The 19,686-nt window shown below is 59.3% G+C and carries 18 protein-coding genes, 1 tRNA gene and 2 pseudogenes; 10 read left to right on the forward strand and 11 right to left on the reverse strand.

The features are described 5' to 3' along the window. Positions 1 to 298 precede the first annotated feature (298 nt). The 3 genes and pseudogenes from JKF87_RS06660 to JKF87_RS06670 all read left to right on the forward strand — a co-directional run bounded on the left by JKF87_RS06660 (position 299) and on the right by JKF87_RS06670 (position 3,272). Positions 299 to 1,621, forward strand: a complete 1,323-nt coding sequence (locus tag JKF87_RS06660) for a UDP-glucose dehydrogenase family protein (RefSeq protein ID WP_201098577.1) — start codon at positions 299 to 301, stop codon at positions 1,619 to 1,621. Further along, positions 1,618 to 1,857: pseudogene (locus JKF87_RS06665) on the forward strand (SDR family NAD(P)-dependent oxidoreductase); the annotation flags it as partial. The gene JKF87_RS06660 and the pseudogene JKF87_RS06665, both read left to right, overlap by 4 nt. Before the next feature lie 104 nt (positions 1,858 to 1,961). After that, entirely contained in the window at positions 1,962 to 3,272 is a 1,311-nt protein-coding gene (locus JKF87_RS06670; RefSeq protein WP_307417559.1) for a WcaI family glycosyltransferase, read from the forward strand. Positions 3,273 to 3,312: 40 nt separating this feature from the next. Here JKF87_RS06670 and JKF87_RS06675 read toward each other — a convergent pair whose 3' ends face one another. From JKF87_RS06675 to gmd, 7 genes are all read right to left on the reverse strand, one after another. After that, positions 3,313 to 4,239 (reverse strand): glycosyltransferase family 2 protein, encoded by a 927-nt coding sequence (locus tag JKF87_RS06675; RefSeq protein ID WP_201098581.1) that lies wholly within the window; start codon positions 4,237 to 4,239, stop codon positions 3,313 to 3,315. After that, positions 4,236 to 5,381: a glycosyltransferase gene (locus tag JKF87_RS06680; protein WP_201098583.1), complete on the reverse strand. Its 1,146-nt coding sequence runs from the start codon at positions 5,379 to 5,381 to the stop codon at positions 4,236 to 4,238. The genes JKF87_RS06675 and JKF87_RS06680 overlap by 4 nt, the downstream gene beginning before the upstream one ends. After that, positions 5,378 to 6,679, reverse strand: a complete 1,302-nt coding sequence (locus JKF87_RS06685; RefSeq protein WP_201098585.1) for an O-antigen ligase family protein — start codon at positions 6,677 to 6,679, stop codon at positions 5,378 to 5,380. The genes JKF87_RS06680 and JKF87_RS06685 overlap by 4 nt, the downstream gene beginning before the upstream one ends. Further along, the gene (locus JKF87_RS06690; RefSeq protein WP_201098587.1) at positions 6,676 to 7,221 is read right to left on the reverse strand and encodes an acyltransferase; all 546 of its coding nucleotides are present in this window, start codon (positions 7,219 to 7,221) and stop codon (positions 6,676 to 6,678) included. The genes JKF87_RS06685 and JKF87_RS06690 overlap by 4 nt, the downstream gene beginning before the upstream one ends. A gap of 119 nt (positions 7,222 to 7,340) precedes the next feature. Continuing rightward, complete coding sequence (locus tag JKF87_RS06695; RefSeq protein WP_201098588.1) at positions 7,341 to 8,645, reverse strand: hypothetical protein; 1,305 nt, start codon at positions 8,643 to 8,645, stop codon at positions 7,341 to 7,343. Beyond that, positions 8,642 to 9,601 (reverse strand): GDP-L-fucose synthase, encoded by a 960-nt coding sequence (gene fcl, locus JKF87_RS06700; RefSeq protein ID WP_201098589.1) that lies wholly within the window; start codon positions 9,599 to 9,601, stop codon positions 8,642 to 8,644. Before fcl ends, JKF87_RS06695 begins: the two co-directional genes overlap by 4 nt. Next, the gene (gene gmd, locus JKF87_RS06705) at positions 9,591 to 10,667 is read right to left on the reverse strand and encodes a GDP-mannose 4,6-dehydratase (protein ID WP_201098591.1); all 1,077 of its coding nucleotides are present in this window, start codon (positions 10,665 to 10,667) and stop codon (positions 9,591 to 9,593) included. The genes fcl and gmd overlap by 11 nt, the downstream gene beginning before the upstream one ends. Before the next feature lie 722 nt (positions 10,668 to 11,389). Between gmd and JKF87_RS06710 the strand changes: the two genes are divergently transcribed. Continuing rightward, entirely contained in the window at positions 11,390 to 11,683 is a 294-nt protein-coding gene (locus JKF87_RS06710; RefSeq protein ID WP_201098593.1) for a hypothetical protein, read from the forward strand. Positions 11,684 to 11,857: 174 nt separating this feature from the next. On the opposite strand, the gene JKF87_RS06715 is transcribed toward JKF87_RS06710, so the two are convergent. Next, positions 11,858 to 12,586 carry a hypothetical protein gene (locus JKF87_RS06715; protein ID WP_201098595.1) on the reverse strand — a complete coding sequence of 243 codons (729 nt, stop codon included), beginning with the start codon at positions 12,584 to 12,586 and terminating at the stop codon, positions 11,858 to 11,860. A gap of 105 nt (positions 12,587 to 12,691) precedes the next feature. Here JKF87_RS06715 and JKF87_RS06720 point away from each other — a divergent pair, with 105 nt between their 5' ends. Continuing rightward, positions 12,692 to 12,901: a helix-turn-helix domain-containing protein gene (locus JKF87_RS06720; protein WP_201098597.1), complete on the forward strand. Its 210-nt coding sequence runs from the start codon at positions 12,692 to 12,694 to the stop codon at positions 12,899 to 12,901. Positions 12,902 to 13,529: 628 nt separating this feature from the next. Then, entirely contained in the window at positions 13,530 to 13,733 is a 204-nt protein-coding gene (locus JKF87_RS06725) for a hypothetical protein (RefSeq protein WP_201098599.1), read from the forward strand. A gap of 56 nt (positions 13,734 to 13,789) precedes the next feature. Here JKF87_RS06725 and JKF87_RS18645 read toward each other — a convergent pair. Further along, positions 13,790 to 13,930, reverse strand: a pseudogene (locus JKF87_RS18645) (helix-turn-helix domain-containing protein); the annotation flags it as partial. A gap of 64 nt (positions 13,931 to 13,994) precedes the next feature. Here JKF87_RS18645 and JKF87_RS06730 point away from each other — a divergent pair. From JKF87_RS06730 to JKF87_RS06740, 3 genes are all read left to right on the forward strand, one after another. Continuing rightward, a complete protein-coding gene (locus tag JKF87_RS06730) occupies positions 13,995 to 14,570 on the forward strand; it encodes a hypothetical protein (RefSeq protein WP_201098601.1) in 576 nt (191 codons plus the stop codon). Continuing rightward, on the forward strand, positions 14,570 to 14,944 hold the full coding sequence (locus JKF87_RS06735) for a hypothetical protein (RefSeq protein ID WP_201098602.1): 375 nt from the start codon (positions 14,570 to 14,572) through the stop codon (positions 14,942 to 14,944). The genes JKF87_RS06730 and JKF87_RS06735 overlap by 1 nt, the downstream gene beginning before the upstream one ends. A gap of 749 nt (positions 14,945 to 15,693) precedes the next feature. Beyond that, positions 15,694 to 16,698, forward strand: a complete 1,005-nt coding sequence (locus tag JKF87_RS06740) for a site-specific integrase (RefSeq protein ID WP_236261172.1) — start codon at positions 15,694 to 15,696, stop codon at positions 16,696 to 16,698. A gap of 84 nt (positions 16,699 to 16,782) precedes the next feature. On the opposite strand, the gene JKF87_RS06745 is transcribed toward JKF87_RS06740, so the two are convergent. Then, positions 16,783 to 16,859: transfer RNA gene (locus tag JKF87_RS06745), tRNA-Arg, on the reverse strand. Positions 16,860 to 17,005: 146 nt separating this feature from the next. On the opposite strand from JKF87_RS06745, the gene JKF87_RS06750 reads away from it, so the two are divergent. Beyond that, positions 17,006 to 18,754, forward strand: a complete 1,749-nt coding sequence (locus JKF87_RS06750) for a gamma-glutamyltransferase family protein (protein ID WP_201098608.1) — start codon at positions 17,006 to 17,008, stop codon at positions 18,752 to 18,754. 7 nt (positions 18,755 to 18,761) lie between these two features. On the opposite strand, the gene JKF87_RS06755 is transcribed toward JKF87_RS06750, so the two are convergent. Next, a complete protein-coding gene (locus JKF87_RS06755) occupies positions 18,762 to 19,637 on the reverse strand; it encodes a lipid A-modifier LpxR family protein (protein ID WP_201098610.1) in 876 nt (291 codons plus the stop codon). Between the last annotated feature and the right edge of the window lie 49 nt (positions 19,638 to 19,686).

Below are 19,686 nucleotides of genomic sequence, written 5' to 3' on the forward strand. Positions count from 1 at the left end.
AACGACGCTAAGCCATTGAAGAAAAATGGCGCGCCCGAAGAAAGTCGAACTCCTGCCCCCAGATTCGTAGTCTGGTGAAATGGCCAGAGGAATCAGCCCTGTAGTTTTTCGGTCCGTAACAGCCAAGGTTGTTGCGGCGGGGTAAAATGCGGCTACGTCGTTTACGGCCGACTAGAGGCGACCGTTTTGGGCCACATTGTGCCTGCGACATCCTATTGCTCGCCCTCAGCCTTATCAACCGTTGCTATGTTGCATCGCAACGGGGTAAGGACCCGCCAAGCTTGTTGGGGGCGTATTTATGCGTGTTGCGATGATCGGCACGGGCTATGTCGGCCTGGTGTCAGGGGCCTGTTTTGCCGATTTCGGTCATGTGGTGACCTGTATCGACAAGGACCCGTCCAAGATCGAGCGGCTGAACGGCGGCGAGATTCCGATCTATGAGCCGGGCCTGGATGATCTGGTCGCGACGAACGTGCGCGAAGGGCGGCTGTCCTTCACCCTGGACGGCGCCGAGGCCATCCGCAACGCCGACGCGGTCTTCATCGCCGTGGGCACCCCGACCCGTCGCGGCGACGGCCATGCGGACCTGTCCTACGTCTATGCCGCCGCCGAAGAGATCGCTGGCCTGATCGACGGTTTCACCGTGGTGGTGACCAAGTCCACCGTCCCGGTCGGCACCGGCGACGAGGTCGAGACGATCATCCGAAAGGCCAATCCCGGCGCTGATTTCGCCGTGGTGTCCAACCCCGAGTTCCTGCGCGAAGGCGCCGCCATCGGCGACTTCAAACGTCCCGACCGGGTGGTGATCGGCGTCAACGACATCGACGGCGACGTAGGCCAGCGCGCCAAGGGCGTGATGGGTGAACTGTACCGCCCGCTGAACCTGAACGAGAGCCCGCTGCTGTTCGTGGGCCGCCGCACGTCCGAGCTGATCAAATACGCCGCCAACGCCTTCCTGGCGATGAAGATCACCTTCATCAACGAGATGGCCGACCTGTGCGAAGCCGTCGGCGCCGACGTGCAGCAGGTCGCGCGCGGCATCGGCCTGGACAAGCGGATCGGGTCCAAGTTCCTGCACGCCGGTCCGGGCTATGGCGGCTCCTGCTTCCCCAAGGACACCATCGCCCTGGTCCGCACGGCCCAGCAGTATGGCGCCCCGGTCCGCCTGATCGAGACCACGGTCGAGGTCAACGACGCGCGCAAGAAGGCCATGGCCGGACGCGTGGAGACGACCCTGGGCGACAGCGTCTCCGGCAAGACGGTCGCCCTGTTGGGCCTGACCTTCAAGCCCAACACCGACGACATGCGCGATGCGCCCAGCCTCGACATCGCCCCCGCCCTGATCGCCGCCGGCGCCAGGGTCCAGGCCTTTGATCCCGAAGGCATGCATGAGGCCGCCAAGCTGCTGCCGGGCGTCGAGATGAAGGACAGCGCCTACGACGCCGTCACCGGCGCCGACGCCGTGGTCATCGTCACCGAATGGGATCAGTTCCGCGCCCTGGACCTGGACCGGGTCAAGGGGCTGATGAACCAACCGGTGCTGGTGGACCTGCGCAACGTCTATCGCTCCGAAGACATGCTGAAGCGTGGGTTCAAATATTCCGGCATCGGTCGCGGCTGATGGGCACGCCGATCATCGTCACCGGCGCCGCCGGGTTCATCGGCATGCATACGGCCGAGCGTCTGCTTGACCGTGGCGAGACCGTGATCGGCGTCGATGTCCTCAACGACTATTACGACCCGGCGCTGAAAGAGGCCCGCGCCGCCCGGCTGGAAGGGCGTGAGGGCTTTCGCATGGTCCGGGCCGACATCGCCGATCATGAGCAGATGAAGGTCCTGGTCGCCGACGCAGGCGCTACCTATGCGGATGTCAAAGCTGAATGCCCTGACCGATTACCTGCCCAAGATTCTGCTGAAGGACGACTTTTTATAGTGGGGCAAGCGGTGGTGGGGTTATGAAAGTGAGTGAGGTGGTTGGAACTATAGATTCCAACGTAACTGAACTAAGTCCAGAAAACCGATTCAACAATGAACGCCTTCGAATTCTGATCGTTGCGCTGAACTACGCTCCTGAACTGGTTGGTTGTGCAAAATATACGACGGAATTTGCCGAAGAACTAGTTGCGCGCGGGCATAAGGTCGAAGTGGTGACCGGACCGCCTTACTACCCGGCCTGGTCTGTTGCTTCAGGATACTCTGGTGCCCGGTGGAGCAACGAGACACTGAATAACGTCGTCGTCCATCGTACTCCTCTCTATGTTCCGCCAAGGCCCGACGCCTTCAAGCGTATGATGCATTTGGCTTCGTTTGGGGCTGCCGCCCTTCCGGCGGCCCTTGGTGTGGCCCTGCGCTTCAAACCTGACCTTGTTTTCGCTGTAGCCCCGACCTTGGCCGCAGCATCTACGGCATTGGTGGCTGCAAAAGCCTCGGGAGCATCCAGTTGGTTGCATATTCAGGACTTTGAGGTGGACGCCGCCTTTGATTTGAACATGCTGAAGAACACAATAGGCCGTGCGATGGCCCTGCGGGTCGAGAGCAGTCTGTTCCGAACGTTCGACCGAGTGTCCAGTATCTCACCCGCAATGATTCAGCGCTTGGCGGCCAAAGGTGTCAGCACTGACAAAATCGTTGAGTTTCGCAATTGGGTAGACGTCGATGCTGTGCAAGTATTCGCCAGCCCTAACACGCGGTACCGCCAAGAACTGGGCATTCCCGATGACCAGATCGTCGCTCTATATTCTGGGAATATGGCTGGAAAACAAGGGCTGGAGGTACTAGCTCAAGTGGCAAAAAATCTGAAAGCTGCGCTAGCACCGGTGTCGCTCCTTCTATGTGGTGAAGGTCCTGCTCGCCTCGCGCTAGAGGTCTCTTGTAAAGATATAGATACTGTTCATTTCCTGCCGTTACAGCCAATGGAGCGTTTGCCGGAACTACTAGGCACAGCGGATATTCACTTGTTACCCCAACGTCCCGAGGCGGCCGATCTGGTCCTGCCGTCAAAACTGACGGGGATGTTGGCCTCCGGGAGGCCGGTCGTCGCCATGGCTAGTGAGGGAACGGGCCTGGCGTATGAGGTCGATGGCTGTGGCTTGGTCGTTGCGCCCGATGCCGAAGCAATGACCACCGCCATCCTGCGTCTTGCCGAGGACCCCGATCTGCGCCGCACCCTCGGCGCCGCTGGCCGCCTCCGCGCTGAGACCCGTTGGCGCAAGAGCGCCATCATCGACGGGTTTGAGGAGGCGTGTTTCGCTTACGGCCCAAAAGCGCTTTAAGGCAAGTTGAGGTTCGGGCGGTGTCTAATCTCAACCACACCTAACGTTGAGCCAAAGCTGCCAAGTCAAGTCCCGTCAATCGCTTCAGAGCCGCTATCCGAGCGTGGGTGCCGTCTAGAGAAGAAATTTCTCGTTCTAATTCAGATACCTTTGCGGCTACAAGAAAGCGATACCAGCCGCCTTGAAGTCCGTGATAAATTAAGCCTTCTCGGCCATCTAGAAATCCGACTTGAAATACATAGCGATAGATAAAATAGCACACTGGGCCTGCCCAGAAGGGCAGGCGATTATATAGACTTTCCTTCAGCCATCGCTTGCCTGAAACGGCTGCAGAGGTTGTGCGTGTCTCCAAGGCCTCGCCACGTGAAAACAGGTCGTACTTTTGGGCTATCACATCGATGGCTTCGCGCGTCGCGTACTTGTTATGCTTGTCGGTGAAATAGGTCAGGTCATTTAGATTTATGTCCGAGAACCCGCCATCCACAGAGATAGTACTCCCTGATTTGAGTAGTATGTGCTCATCCATCCAGCGCTGCTCAACTCTGGCATGACCGCGTCGCCAGACCCGTAGCATCGTCAGAGGGTATCGTCCCCCATGCCGAATCCAGCGACCCATAAAGATATGCTTGCGTTTCAGGTTCACGCCGCACACTTCGAGTGGAAGTGTCGAAAGCCGTTCCGCCAGTGTCGCGCTTAGATCAGCTTCAATGACCTCGTCGGCATCCAGTCGCATAACCCAATCCGCTGTAATTGGCGCGTTATCTAAGGCCCACTGGAACTGTTGCGCCTGATTAATGAATGGATTGGTAAGAACAATTGCGCCCGCCGCCTCGGCGAGCGCAACTGTCTCGTCTGTAGAGCCTGAGTCGATTACGAAGACTTGGCTCGCGATCATGGCGACCGAAGCTAGCGCGCGGGACAGGTGTATAGCCTCGTTATACGTGAGGATTACAACGGCCAGAGTCATGACAATGCGTCCACGATATCCTTTGCCGAATTCTCAATGTCGAATTTCTGAAGAAACAACTGTCGACCAGCGACGCCACACGCCTTCTGTTCGTCATCACTCAGAGCAAGAAATGAGCGCAACATAATTTCTGTTGCTTCTGTGGTATTCGCCGCAACCCGCCCTGCATCGGCTGCCTTGACGTCCTGCCAGATATTGACCTTGTCGCTAATCAACACCGGCGTCGCACAGGCTAGGGCCTCCGCCACTACGATGCCGAAATTCTCTCCATGCGATGGTAAAACGAATGCAGCCGCGTTTCTGTATGCTCCCCATTTAGCATCACCTTTGAGCATGCCTGGCCAAACAATCTTCTCTGCGACACCCAGTTCAGTTGACAGGGCTTCCAAAGCGGGTCGCCAATTCGTTTGATCTGGTCCCGCAATAACCAGTCGGTGATCTGGCCAGTTTGAGTGGATGCCTGCAAAGGCGCGGATCAAAAGATCTACCCCTTTTTTCGGATGAATGCGGCTAAGAAAAAGAAGGTACGGCTGATCCGGGTTTAGTCCCGTGGCCTCGATAAATGCAGCCTGTTGAGCGCTGGATGCAGGGGGGGCGTCAGCTGTGCCATAGGCGATCACTCGGTCACGATAAGATTGCCTGCCCCGATAGGATAATCGTGCAAGTCGTCGTTCTTCTTGAGTCGTAAAAAGTACATAGCGTGCGTCGCGTAGAACTGAACCCTCGAAGAAGGTCCAGTATAACTGCTTAAAAAAGTCTTTGATTGGATAGGCCTTGCGATGCCAAGGATCGAGGCTTCCATGTGTGAATATGCAATATGGAGTGCTAAATTTACGCAAGGCTCGCCATGCCCCGAAAGATGTATAATTCCAGATTCCGTGAACAATCGCGGCGTCGTATGTAGACAGGTTGTTGATCAGCCACGGTGTAAAGCGCTTGGCATACCCATACACACGCATCCTCGGTCCAAGGGCATGAACGGGAAACGGGAATTCTGTTACCCACGGCGATTGGGGGGCGTCCAATGTGGCGACTTCCACCTGATGCCCAAGCCGCCGCATCGCTTCTGAACTCCGAACCAACCCTTCAATCGGTCCCCCTGTTCGGGGATCAACAGTGGCAATAATCCGAAGAATTTTCATCGCGTAACATTCGTAAAGTTGGAGACCGCCCCTTGTCGAAGGCGCACTATTTCGACCAATGGCTTAGTGAGGAACAAAAGCATTAGAAAATGAGAGGCCGAACCAAAGTTTAGGTAGTTCGGTTCCACGACCAAAACCGGAACCATGGCTACAAGGAATGCAGCGCCCGCCCTATCACTTGTTTCTCGAAAGCGGCCCCAAGCTTCCGACATCTTGAACGCAGCAGTGCCGATTACCATCATGTAAAGCAATAATCCAACAAGCCCTATATCCAATATTGCATTGATTATCCCGCTGTGCGCGTTGACTGCAATTCCCGCTTGAGAAAGTTCTTTCGAGCCTCGAGTACGAAATCCATATCCGTTCAGTTCGTGGCCTTTCATGACATCAAGACCATTCTGCCAAAGCGTATCTCGGCCCGTAAATCCGCTACCTGTTCTTGCAGCGTCAGTGACGCCTAATAACTGTGTGGCAGCACGACTGGATGCATCAACCACTGGTTCAAAAGTCAATGATACGAGGACTAATGCAAATGATGCACAGATGGCTGTCATTATGAGGGATTGTCTGTTTTTGATTTGCGGCATCACTAGGTGATAAACTACCAAAAATGTAACTAATCCCAAAAATACAGTTCTGGCCTGACCTACAGCAATGAGTGCACCGCCCAGAACGATGGCGGCGGTCCTTGTGTGTCCTCCAGCTATGTATCCGAGCAGTATAAATGCGAAGCCAATATGCCCCAGAACATTAGGCTGGATTCCTCCCAAATCCCTACCTACCAAAGGAAGCTGTCTGAAAAGATATGCCATCATGAGCCCACCTACGACTAACCCCAGCGTAGCTGAACGCTTTACGTAAGAGCCCGGCATGCACCAAAAAAGGGCGCCAGATACAAATAGAGCCAAAAGAGCAAGGCTGTATGTCGCTGATGACGACGAATTTATTGACCAAAAACTTGTGAAAAAAACCCAAGTAACTAGCGACAAGCAGAGAATTAAATATGGAGCGTGAATTTTTTGTGTTTTACCGCTATTTCCGATGACGGTAAAAAAACTCAAAACAAAAAATGACAAAACTCCAATCGTGTTCCATCTTCTGATTTCACCCTGAACAACTGGCGAGGCATTCATCAGCCAGTTGATAAGGTACTGTTGTGGCCACAAAAGGCAGAAGAAATATACCGCCAATGTCAATGCAGATATTGAAAACAGCCAATTGTTCTGCTGACGTTTTTCGGCAAAATTTTGTGCTATATTGACATTTGATGTCTGTCGCGGGTTGTGAGCCGTGTTCATTGGACGAACCCTAAATGTCGTTGGAAATAGGCGAGCCCGGTATCGAGGCGTTTGATCCAGGTGGCGCGCACGCCAGAGTAAAGGGAGTCTGTTTGTGTTTCGTGGGTGGACAAGACGGATCCTGCTGCAAGAATGGACCGTTCGGGAAGATAAGCGCCCTTAAGAAACACGCACCGTGTTCCAACGAAGGCATACGCGCCGATACGTACGGGTAATGCACTTTGGCGGTTTGCCGCAAAGTCAATCGCATGGGTTAGAATTTGGGAGCCCCATCCAGCAAATGTCGCGTATGCTCCAATTTCGACAAGGTCAGTACAATCAATCAGGTGTCGATGAGTGATCGCGGCATTAGATCGAATCACCAAAGCGGGGCGACGGTCAGGCTGCTCTTTGAAAAACGCAGTCGAAGACTTCGGTAGACCTGTTACCCAATTTAAGTTACCGAGGCGGCCGTTCTCTTCGATTAGCAGCTCTCCTAAGCCCTTCACATAGGTCAGAGAACCGATGCGGGCGCCGGGCTCCATATCGACTTGATCAGCCATCACAATTGACCATCGTATCCGTGCTGACGGCGCGATCCTATAGCCGAAAAACGCAGACAGAAGCCGCCGCCGGAGTGGCCACGGCAAAGGCATCAGCGCCAACTGAACTAGTATCTTGATCATTGAGCGACCACTTCAATTCGAGACTTGGCCGGGTGCTTCAACACCCAGATCGCCAAGGTGATAGCCAGTAAATTTGCTATGGCATCGGCTGCAGCAAAGCCCGTTATGTTGCGTGAAAATGCGAAAACAAAGGTAAGCAGGGCCGCTATGGCACTGGACATGATCATTACGAGCGCCGTCCAATGATAGTTACCTTGGGCGGTCAATGCTTGTGTCAGAGACAGCATGACCCCGCTGGTGATAATTATCGGTGCAAACAAGGCAGTCGCCAGCCCCGCTTCGGCTATTGATCCTGTGGTCGTTAGCCAGACAGTTAGGCCGACAACTAGCACCAACACGCTCGCAGCGGCAGCGATCACAGTTCCGAGGCGTTGGGCAGCCATGATTTCACGTAGAATAGGCCCGTGGGTCCCCTTCAAACGGCTGACGAGATCCGGAAACTCGATTCGTCGCAGGAAGCCGATCAATTGAGCGAACCCTATGACGATCTGTTTTGCGTACAGGAACAGCGCTACTCCCGCTTCTCCCAGGAATGCTCCAGCCAGAAGTATCTGAAACCGGAAATAAATCTGGCCCGGCAAGGTGGCCAGCAGGGCGGCGAAGCCCGAGCGAGCGGACTGGATCACGGTGGGGCGTGTGGGGCGGACCCAGCGTGGGGCGTGGCCGGAGCGGCCCAGGGCCAGCATTTGGCCCGTGACGGCCAGCAAATATCCGGTCGACAGGGCTGCACCCAAGAGGGCTCCGGCCACCGCCGGGGGCTGGTCCGCAACCAGGGCCAGGCTCACGCCCGAGAGGATGAATGGCAGGGCGCCCGCGACACCGTTCATACCGCTGAGCCTAAGGCCGTCCAGCAGGCCCGTGGCGTTGAAGGCCCAGATGGCCACGGCGGGCCAGGCCCAGATGGCGTAGGCGCGAGCGAAGGGGTCTGCGGTCAAAATAGCGCTTATCGCTCCAGCGGCGACAACCGCTACGGCCATGGCTACCCGTGATGGGACGATGGCCCAGAATTCGGACCACAGATTCGTTGCCCTCGTGACGGCAGTCTGTTCGAGCGTTCGCGCATGCTGGATAGCCGCCGTCTCGCGCGCTAGAACGGCGGTCGATCCGAAATCAACCAGCATGATCGCCAGGGTTGCGATGTAGAAGTTGACGCCAAAGTTGGCGACAAGCCCCAATTGACCGCGAGAAATCAGCCAAGTTTGAGCCAGAAAGATAGTGCCCTGGCCAAGGCCATAGCCACCGATCAACAGGATCAGGTTGCCTAGCCTACGTGAGCCCGACCTCATGAAAATCGCCTTCAATGGATCGGCTCGACCTCTTGAGCCAGCAACCAACTGTATGCCTCGCCGATCCCGTCCTTCAGCTTAGTCCGTGCTTGCCAACCCATGGTCCTGAGTTTGTCCCCGCTCATCAGCTTGCGCAAAGTACCGTCTGGCTTGGCAGGGTCGGTGCAGATTTCGCCAGAGAAACCCACGACCTCGCACACCAATCGCGCCAGATCGATGATGGCGATGTCTTCGCCCGAGCCGACGTTGACATGCTCGAAGTCGGAGTAGTGCTGCATCAGGAAGACGCAGGCATCCGCGCAGTCATCAGCGTGCAGGAACTCCCGACGCGGCGTGCCTGTGCCCCAGATGGTGATGTGATCCGCACACGAGACCTTGGCGTCATGCGCCTTGCGGATCAGGGCCGGCAGGACGTGGCTGGTGTTTAGGTCGAAGTTGTCGCCGGGGCCGTACAGGTTGGTCGGCATGGCGCTGATAAAATCGCAGCCATGTTGTTTGCGATACGCCTGAGCCAGCTTGATGCCCGCGATCTTGGCGATCGCGTACCACTCGTTGGTCGGTTCTAGGGGGCCGGTCAGCAGGGCGTTTTCCGGGATCGGCTGAGGCGCCAGCTTCGGATAGATGCAGCTGGAGCCTAGGAACAGCATCTTGCCGACATTGTTGCGATACGCCGCCTCGGTGACGTTCGCCGCGATCATCAGGTTGTCGTAGAGGAAGTCGGCCGGGTAGGTGTCGTTGGCTAGGATGCCGCCGACCTTGGCTGCCGCCATAAAAATGGCGTCCGGCTTCTTGTCGGCGACGAAGGCGTTGACCTCGGCCGGGTTCTTCAGGTCCACCTCAGCGCGGGTCGCCGTGATGATCTCGCAGTTCTCGCTGCCCAGACGGCGCACGATGGCCGAGCCGACCATCCCGCGATGGCCGGCGACCCAGACCCGTTTGCCCGCAAGCGGGAAGATGATCTCACTCGCCATTGCCGCGCTGCTCTTTCGCCACGGCGATCAGGTCGGCGGCGACCATTTCGGCGCACAGGGCTTCCCACTTGGTTTCGTGAGTCCAGCCCAGCTTGGCCTTGGCCTTGGCGGGGTTGCCGATCAGCAGATCGACTTCTGTCGGGCGGAAATAGCGGGGATCGATCTCGACATAGACGCGGCCGGTCTCGGTGCAGACGCCCTTTTCGTCCACCCCCTCGCCTTCCCAGCGCAGGGTCACGTCGATTTGGCTGAAGGCGTGGGTGACGAAGTCGCGGATGACCGTGGTTTCACCGGTTGCGAGGACATAGTCGTCGGGCTTGTCCTGCTGCAGCATCAGCCACATGCCGCGCACATATTCACGGGCGTGGCCCCAGTCACGCTTGGCGTCGATGTTCCCCAGGAACAGCGTCTCCTGGAAGCCGTGCTTGATGGCGGCGACCGCACGGGTGATCTTGCGCGTCACGAAGGTTTCGCCGCGCAGAGGGCTCTCGTGGTTGAACAGGATGCCGTTCGAAGCATGCATGCCGTAAGCCTCGCGATAGTTCACCACGATCCAGTAAGCGTACATTTTGGCCACGGCATAGGGACTGCGCGGATAGAAGGGCGTCGTTTCCGACTGCGGCACTTCCTGCACCAGGCCGTACAACTCCGAGGTCGAGGCCTGATAGAATTTCGTCTTCTTTTCGAGGCCGAGAATGCGGATCGCTTCGAGGATGCGTAGCGTGCCGATGCCGTCGGCGTTGGCGGTGTATTCCGGCGCCTCGAACGAGACCTGGACGTGGCTCATCGCCGCCAGATTATAGATCTCGTCAGGTTGGGTTTCCTGAATGATGCGGATCAGATTGGTCGAGTCCGTCAGGTCGCCATAATGCAGGATGAAGCGCGGATCCTTCTCGTGAGGGTCCTGATAAAGGTGCTCGATCCGGGCGGTGTTGAACGACGAAGAGCGACGCTTCACCCCGTGGACGATATAGCCCTTCTCCAGAAGAAGTTCTGAAAGGTACGCGCCATCCTGTCCCGTCACACCCGTGATGAGTGCGACCTTACCGTTCAATTCTGTAGCCATGGTTTCCTCGAATGCAGCTTCACCCCAAGCGCTGCCGTGGGCTACATAACAAGGTGCATTCAAGAGGGCCATTCAAATTGCTGCGGCGCACATCTATGGCGAAGATCGTGCTAACAATGAAGGGCTGTTGCGACCGGATCAGTTGTCGCGCGAAGCGCATTACGCCCCTTCATCAATGATAGGCGTTTGGCTGAATTCAGAGGAAATCTATATCTCTATCCGAGATCAAAATCTGTACCGATCGTTGCACGTCAGTTGTTTATTCTATCACAGGCAAACCATCGACCTTTGACGGTGGAGGTTGTCGGTCCAGTGCCATGTCTCTGGTGTACGCTGCAGCGCCTGAACGGACTGTCTTGGCGTTGCCGGAATGCCAACAGGCACGGGAAAATCGGTGCCGGAAGGCACGAGGCTCAAGGTGAAGCGATGTGGAGAACCGGCGAAATTAACCTCGACAATAACTTGGCGACGCGTCCCTTCCGGGATCAGTAACTGTTCGGCGAAAACATAACCGCCGACGGCGGCGCTCGGCTCAATTGTCGTGGTTTAAAGCACTTGGCGTCCCCATGCAGACATGGCGTGGGCGTAACCGAAATTCGATCGTCGCCGCATCTACCGCATATGATCCGGTCGCTGTGGGATATGCGATCTGGCGGCACCCCGAATTATCATGTCTCCCGCGTCATCTTGATCGCGCTGTATACGAGTGCGCGTCATGCGCGGTGCTGAACCTGCTCTGGATGGGGAACGCTGAAGCAGGCTTCGTCGATCTTCACGACAATCGCATCTATCGGCGCGGCAAGCCTGAGCGTGAGACACTCAATCGGTGTCGTCCCTACGCCATTCCCGAGCGGCGGCTGCCGTATTTACTGCGCTGGCGTCGTCTGACGACCCATGGGACTTGCGGCCACGCCGACGAGATCATTCAGCGTCAGAAGGTGGGCTTTGGTCTGCCTTCCGACTCGCCCAGTTGGATGAAAACGGCGCGCCGCGCACGTTCAAACACACCTGCATAATCTGGTTGTTGCGGCAAAGCGTGTCGACCTGGATGTGGCGAAGTTCACGTGCACTGGCGAGGCGCTGATCCGCCGTGTCTATATCACCCCTACCCTGATCACATGGAAGGGATGCGGAGCGCCTTAAGTGGGCGCCGCTGATTTGCAGCGGCGCTTGTCGCTACCGGGGGCAGATCAGAACTGAGTCGGCGTCCCTGGAACGCCATCACAAATCCGCTCCCACGTCGCTTCAAAGACCGTCCCGATGAGACCGCTTTCGTCATTGATGCGGCCGGACGCCTCTCCGCGATCGGAGACGCTAGAATGGAAGCGCCTGAAGCCGGTCATTCCGCCGTAAATGTTTTGGCTGTTCACTTCGCCACAGAAGGTTGTTGTGCCGAGGCTGTTCACGTGTCTCCGGACGTTGCGGAACTGCGCTGAGCCTGGGTCGCGCAGTCGATTTGTGACGGCGGTGCGGGCGGCGGTGCGGATTTGGGTCGCAGTCCAGTTCACTCGGTGTGTTCGAGCGCGCTCAGCAGCCACCTGACGATCATACTCGCCAGAGGCCAAGCGGTCGATCCGGTCCATAATGCTGCCGCGTGAGGGGCTTGTCTGGGCGGCAACGGGGCGCGCTTGTGGCTGCCCGGACAGCACGCTGAGCACCATTTCTTCTTCCCCAGGTTCCCAGCCGCGAATGACAGGCGGGATCGCCATGTAGGACTCCACGCCTGCGTTCGCCGGGTCGCGCAGAAATTGTCGGATGTCGGAATCGGTGCGGCAGACTTGCGCCAAACGGGCTTCTCTGTAGCTGCAGGTTTCTGGATTGCCTCTCGCGCTGCTGGGCGAGGCGATGCCTATGGCGGCAACGGCGACGGCCCCTGCCATGGCGATTTGAACCCTGCGAATGCGATACCGCTTGGACATGCTCAACTCCCTCTGAGTGGGATCTATCTTGCCTATCAAGCGTTACCAGAAAGTTAGGCAAGATAGTTCCTAGAGCCGAGCGCGACTGTCGGCGCCCATGGAGCGATGCGGTGGGAAGATCGAGTCGGCGCGAATATTAGGCGATTGCGCAAGACCAAGGGGCTGAGCCAGGAGGCGCTCGCTCATGAGGCTGGCATGGCTATGCGCTATCTCGCCGGGATCGAGCGGGGCGAGGAAAACCCCAGCTTGGCGTTCCTTGTGAAGCTGTCGGATGCTCTTGGCGTGCAGCCTGGCCGTCTGTTCGATCTGGAATAGGGTCGGCGCTGACGCTAAGCTGTGCGGCAGCCTCAAGGGCAAGCGGCTCCAAGTCGTGCCCTAGGTCTTATGACTTTTTCGGATCCGCCAGCCTCCCGGACTATGTCCTTTAAGGGCATTTCGAACGCATAGGCGATCAACACGAAGAAGACTGGCCAGAATAAGCAAGGCGCGGTCCCCGGCCGGAAGGGGGGCGGCTGGGGGTGACCCCCCCAGCCCCTGCCGCCCCCCTTCCGGCCGGGCCTAGGAGTCATCGTTGGTGCGTAACGTGACTCAGGTCGAAAGCGCTCGATTTTTCCAGGGCGATTTCAATCGCTTACGGTAACGTGACTCCGTTCTGTCCCCACCCAGAACGTCCATTTCACGCACATTGCTGCACCGCACAACGGCAATCGTGACTCCAAAACGCCTCCGATTCCTAGAAAAAGTCTAATAAAATCAACAAAAGGCCTGACCTCGCTCGGCGGCTAACGTGACTCCTCCTCTGAAACCCTGTTCCGCCACAATCGTGCCTCATTTACCCCGATTTCAGCGCTCAGCGCCCGTTTCCAGGCGCCGGCCGGTCGATCTGGGGCTTTTCGGCTATCGTGACTCGACAGAGGCTATCGTGACTCTGCCGGAGTCATAGATGGCTGCTAAAGTGACTCCTGAATTCAGGCTGCGTCAGGGTTTGGGCGGCGCCGATGAATTTCGTGACTCCTTTTGTGGAGTCATGGTTTCCGTTTTGGCGTTCGTTCGCCGACGCGCCAATGCGGGTTGTTCCGGTGACGCTAATCGCACGCCAGACCCCAAGTCCGCCCAAGCTGGGATGAAGATCACCCCAGCTGAATGAAGGATGGACACCATCAGTTTGGCGTTTGCGGTGTTCACCGGCGCCGGGCCATTGCCAGACTCAGCGCGCTTGATCGTGTTCGGCGCCAGTCCGGTGCGCTCGGCCAGATCTAATACAGACATGTTCACCAGTCCTCGGGCGGCCCGCAACTGGGCGCCGGTGGGGTGATCGGCGGGTTTCGTCCTTGGGGTGCTCATAATTCAATTTGACTCTTTAGCCTAAGTTTGAATTCGTGGACTCATTCTGAAGATGGAGTCTTAAATGACTATTTACGATCCGCCCAACCCTTCCTGCTCGATTCACGGCAAACGCCTTCAGCGCTCGGCCTGCGCAACGTGCAACGCCGCGTACATGCGCCGCTATCTCAAGGTCCATCGGCGTCTGGTCCCTGCCGTCGCGCTCCATAGTCGCGCCCGCCAGCGTGCAGCCCGTCGCGGACTGCCGTTCGATCTGGAGGTGCGCGACATCATTGTACCTACGATCTGTCCCGCTTTGGGCGTGCCGCTCGTTATTGGCGAGATGCGGTCGCCCTATTCGCCATCCCTTGACCGCATACGCCCAGCCCTCGGTTATGTTCGCGGGAACACCCGCGTCATCTCTGACCGGGCCAATCGCCTGAAGGGCGCCCTGGACATTAACGGGCTGATCGAACGTGCTGTGACTGCCGTCGATCAGCGTCGTGCCGATTATGCGCGACTGGTCGAATACCTCGACCGGGAACTCCTGCTTGCCGAGGTGCGGCGTAAGGCGGCGCTGGCGGGGCGCGCCGGTGAGGAATGGGCAAAGGTGGCCAAATTCTTGGAAGCGGCGTTCATACGCGCGGATTGGAAGCGCTGATGACCTGGTTTGAATGTCGTCCGCAGGGCTTGCTGCGCCACTTCATGGGGCCTGAAGTCACTCAAGGGCGCCAGCGTGTTTTCGTCGGCTCCAGGCCGCCGGAGGATGGTTGGACCACGGCGATCATCAAGATCGAAGGCTGTACAGATGCGGCTGAAGCCGTCTGGCTCGGTCAGCGCATTCGGTCTGACATCATCGATCATATCACCATCACCAACGATGAGGTGACCCCGGTGGAGGCCGTTGGATTCGAGTCTGGGTTTAGCGCCATTGGTGCGGGCTGGATTGTCGCTGTCTTTGTGATTTTAGCCACGCAGGAGCAGGCGGCCGAGTTTTGCGATTTTCTGACGGCCTATGCTTCAGCAGGCGAATAGAGGGTGTTCTTGAATGGCGCTACGGAACATTCCTTTACAATAACAATAGGTTAAATGGCCATTCCCATTGCAATCTCCGCCACATGTGCTATTTCTGTGTGAACAACGTTGTTCCTCGGCCGTGACGACAGTCGGGGAAGGCGTCGCTCAATCCCGAGCCTTGATATCTATCTCCAGTCGTCGAATGCCCAATCGTCTCCCCTCGCCATTTTCCCCTGACGCAGCGTCAAAAGACTGGTCCCAGCTTAAGGCTGCCGCCTTCTACCTGCTGCCTCCTGAACAGATGGATCAGGAGGCTCGGCCATCTCCAATCCCCACCGCTTGGCCGCTTCTTCTTTCGAAGGAGCAGTTGTGCGCATACCTGGCGCTATCTTGGTCAACCATCTCCAAGATTTGCACCGTGGCCCCCATCGATGTTGGCGTCAGTGTGGTCCGGTATAGTCGTGTTCAAATCGACGAATGGGTTGCAGGTCTGCCCTCTAAGCCCACCAAGCGCGCGGCAGCAGGAAGGGCGAGTCTTCCGGACCCAGAATTCGAAAGCAGCGAGAGGCGGGCCTCTGCATTGGAAAGGGTCCGGGCACGCACGACTCTTCGTCGCCATGATCAAGGTCGTTGTCGCTCAAGTGGTGAGGGACGCAATGGACCAGGTTAGGTACGTCCAGCGCATCCGACGCCGGACTGGGGTTGTTGATCTCTATTTTCGTAAAGGGGGGCACCGCGAAGGGCCTCTGCGGTCGCTGGATGGGTCTTTGGAGTTGAAGGCCGAGGTTGACGCCATTCTTGCTCGGATCGCCCGAGCGCACGCCGCCCAGACGCCGAAAGCGGGAACCGTCGGCGGCGCCATCCAACGCTACAGGAAGTCGGCCGATTTTATCCGCCTGGCCCGATCAACACAGAAGGAATACGAGCGTCTGCTTCGTGAAATCGAAGCCGATGTCGGCGAAGTCCGTCTCGAAGAGGTCGATAAGGGTTGGATTACAGAGTTGCGCGATCTCTGGGCGCCGCGCGGCTACAAGGCCGCAAATGACCGACTGCAAGTTCTAAAGAACGCCTTGGCGCCGGCGGTGAATGACGAACGGATAAAAGCGGATCCGTTTTTAAAGCTGAAGAAGTTGGCGCCGCCGCACAGCGCCGATGAGGTGAACCTTGCCTGGACAGACGAGGAAGTTGACGCGTTCATCGCGTTGGCCCTCCAGCGCAAGATGCCGGGCTTGGCCCGTGCTGTGGCTCTTGGGCGCTGGGCCGGCTTTCGTCGGGGAACGATCTGCAATATTCCCCTGAACGCTAGGGTTCTCGCCCAGAATGATGACGGCTTGCCTCAACGTCGGCTCTACTGGACGACGGAGAAGCGCAAGGTCTTGTGCGACAAGCGGGAAGACGGCCGTCTCTCGGCGCTTTTGGAAAGCACGCCTGCAAAGGCCCTCACCATCGCCTACGACCAAAAAGGTCAACCCTGGAAGCAACGGGCTTTGAATCAGGCAGTCGCCCGCCTGATCGGCGCGCTTGCCCAATCCGGCCACGCTCGTCCCAATCTCTCACCGCATGGCCTACGTCACGCCCGTGGGCTTGAACTGGCGTACGCAGGTGCGTCGGATGCCGAGATCATGGCGCAACTTGAACATTCCTCTGAACGCGCGGCGAAGATTTACCGTCGGCAGGCCGAGCGTCGCCGCATGGCCGACAGTGGGCAGGATCGAGTCGATAATGTCGTCGCGATCAAGGTTCAGAGAAAGCGGTCTTCGAACAGGGCGTGAACGCAGGCTGTAACGAAGGCTGTAAAATGACTGTAACAGCGCGGCTTTTTACCACTGGGCCAGACGCTAAGTCATTGAAAAAAATGGCGCACCCGAAGAGATTCGAACTCCTGACCCCCAGATTCGTAGTCTGGTGCTCTATCCAGCTGAGCTACGGGTGCGCATTCGCCTTGCAGCGAAGGGGTGTCTTTAGCGTCTGGTTTGGGAAGCGCAAGCCGCTGTTTAGATTTTATCTGGTTCGGGCGGGTTGGCGTGTGCGGTCGTAAGGCTTAGGTCGGTTGAAAGCCGTGCAGCCGTAAGGATTTTCATGCGTCTCGACCGTCGTTTTGCCGCCGCCTTGCTGGTTCCGGCGATGCTGACCGCCTGGCAGGCGGCGCCTGCCTCCGCCGTGGCCCAGAGCGCTGTGCAAGCGCGTTCGGCGCAGGTTCAGCCGACCCAAGCCCGTTCTGTTCAGGCGCGGGGGCCGTTGGTGGCGGCGGCCAATCCGTTGGCGGCGGAGGCGGGCATGGCGGTGCTGCGGCGCGGCGGGTCGGCGGTGGATGCGGCGGTGGCGGTGCAGGCCGTGCTGGGTCTGGTCGAGCCGCAGTCGTCGGGCCTGGGCGGCGGCGCCTTCCTGATGGCCTATGACGCGGCGACGGGGGAGATCACCTCTTACGACGGGCGCGAGACGGCGCCGTCTTCGGCGACGCCGGAGCTGTTCTATGAAAATGGCAAGCCGCTGAGCTTTGTCGACGGCGTCCTGTCGGGCCGTTCGACCGGGGCGCCGGGGGCGGTGGCCATGTTGGCCATGGCGCAGAAGGATCATGGCAAGCTGGCGTGGCGCGACCTGTTCGGGGACGCCGAGCGACTGGCCCGCGACGGCTTTGTGGTCAGCGCGCGTCTGGCGGGCATGATCAACAGCAATGCGCCCCAGGCCAGGACGGCGTCGGCCAGCGCCTATTTCACCAAGCCGGACGGCACGCGCTATCAGACGGGCGATCTGCTGAAGAACCCGGCCTATGCCCGCACGGTGTCCTTGCTGGCGCAGCAGGGGCCGGGGGTGTTTTACGGTGGTGAGATCGGTCGTGACATCGCCGCCGCCGTGGCGGCGGAGCCGCGTCCGGGTGGTCTGACCGCAGCAGACATCGCCGCCTATCGCCCGCTTCGGCGTGACGCCCTGTGCCGTCCGTACCGGGCCTATGTGATCTGCGTGCCGCCGCCGCCGTCCAGCGGCGTGGCCGTGCTGCAGCTTCTGGCCATGGCCGAGAAGACGCCGGACATCGACAAGGGGGCGAGCAGCCCCGAGGCCTGGGTCGCGCTGGGGCGGCTGCAGCGTCTGATGTATGCGGATCGTGACCGCTACATCGGCGACAACGACTTTGTCGGCGTGCCGTTGGCGGGCCTGCTGGACCCGGACTATGTCGCCAGCCGCGCGGCTCTGGTTCCCGAGGTGAACGGTCCGGTCCCGGCGGGACATCCGACGGGCGCGCCGCCGGTCGGCGTGGATGCGACGGCTGAGCCGGGCGGCACCACCCATTTCGTCGTCGTGGACGCCTGGGGCAATGCGGTCAGCATGACCACGACGGTTGAGAGCCTGTTCGGCAATGGGCGGCTGGTCGACGGCTTCTTCCTGAACAATCAACTGACCGACTTCTCGTTCACGCCCAGCGAAGACGGTCATCCGGCGGCCAATGCGGTGGCAGCGGGCAAGCGGCCGCGTTCATCCATGACGCCGACGCTGATCCTGGATCGTCAGGGGAACCTGGTCGGCGCCATCGGATCGCCGGGCGGCTCCAGCATCCTGGCCTATGTGGCTAAGGCCCTGGTCGGGGCCATCGACTGGAACCTGCCGATGCAGGAGGCCATCGCCCTGCCGAACCTGGTGGTGCGCGGCGCCATGGTCGGGGCGGACACCGAACAGATGTCGCCCGAGATCCAGGCCGCGCTGGCCGAGGCGGGCATGCCGCTGCGGCCCAATGCGACGGAGACGTCCGGTCTGCACGGCATGATCTGGCGCAACGGCGCCTGGGACGCGGGCGCCGATCCGCGTCGCGAAGGCGTGGTGCTGACGAAGTAAGGCGGGTTTAGCGGCGGGGTCTGATCGACAGTTGGAAGGCGATCAGGCCTTCGCTGACGTCGGTGTCCAGGCCGTTCATGCCGCGCAGGCCCTTGCCGGCGTCGATCTCGCGATAGACCACCCCGAACGAGGTCTGGATGTCGCCGCGCCGATAGGCCACGCCGACCGAGGCGTCGCCCAGGAAGGAGCCGCGGTCGCGGTCCTGCGCCACGCCGGAACGGGCATAGTCGCCGTCACGGGTGCGGGCGAAATTATAGCCCACCGCTCGGCCCGAGCCGGCGGCGTAGATGAACCAGCGGGCGCGTTCGCCGAACCTTTGCTGACCGCTGGGGGCCAGTCGGTCCAGGCCCTCGCCGATCTTCAGGGTGGCGCCGGCTTCGGCCGATCCGCCGTCGCTGCCGACGCCGAAACCGGCGTGAGGCGTCAGGCTGACTTCGAGGCCCGACGGGGTGTGGCCCCTGGCGCCCCGGAAACCGCGCACATAGCGCAAGTCATAGGCGCTCTGATCCAGTTCGACGTCGTCGCGCGGCGTGACGGGCAGGGGAGAGCCGTCGGCGCGGCGCAGGCGGCCTGCGGTCTCCAGCGTCAGGCGGTCGGCGGCGACATTGCGGTCGATCCAGACGTCGCGGCGCGTGGTGACGGCCAGGCCATCGCCCTCGGCGGGACGGAAGGCGGTGGGAAACTCGACCACGGGGCCGAAGCGGGCGTCGGGCAGGACGTCGAACCGGGTCTGGTCGGCCAGGCGCGCAGGCGCGGCGGCGTCGACATCCGTGACCGGGCCGTCGTCAAAGCTGTTGGGGGCCCAGAGCTGGGTGCGGGCGTCAGCCGCGCCAGCCACCGCCAGCACGCCCCCCACGCCGAATATCCAGGCCGCGATGCGCATTCGGTCTCCCTACCGTCCGCTGACCCTGACCCTGCACCAGATAAGCAGG

The sequence above is a fragment of the Brevundimonas nasdae genome (genome assembly GCF_016654005.1).
Taxonomy (GTDB): domain Bacteria; phylum Pseudomonadota; class Alphaproteobacteria; order Caulobacterales; family Caulobacteraceae; genus Brevundimonas; species Brevundimonas nasdae.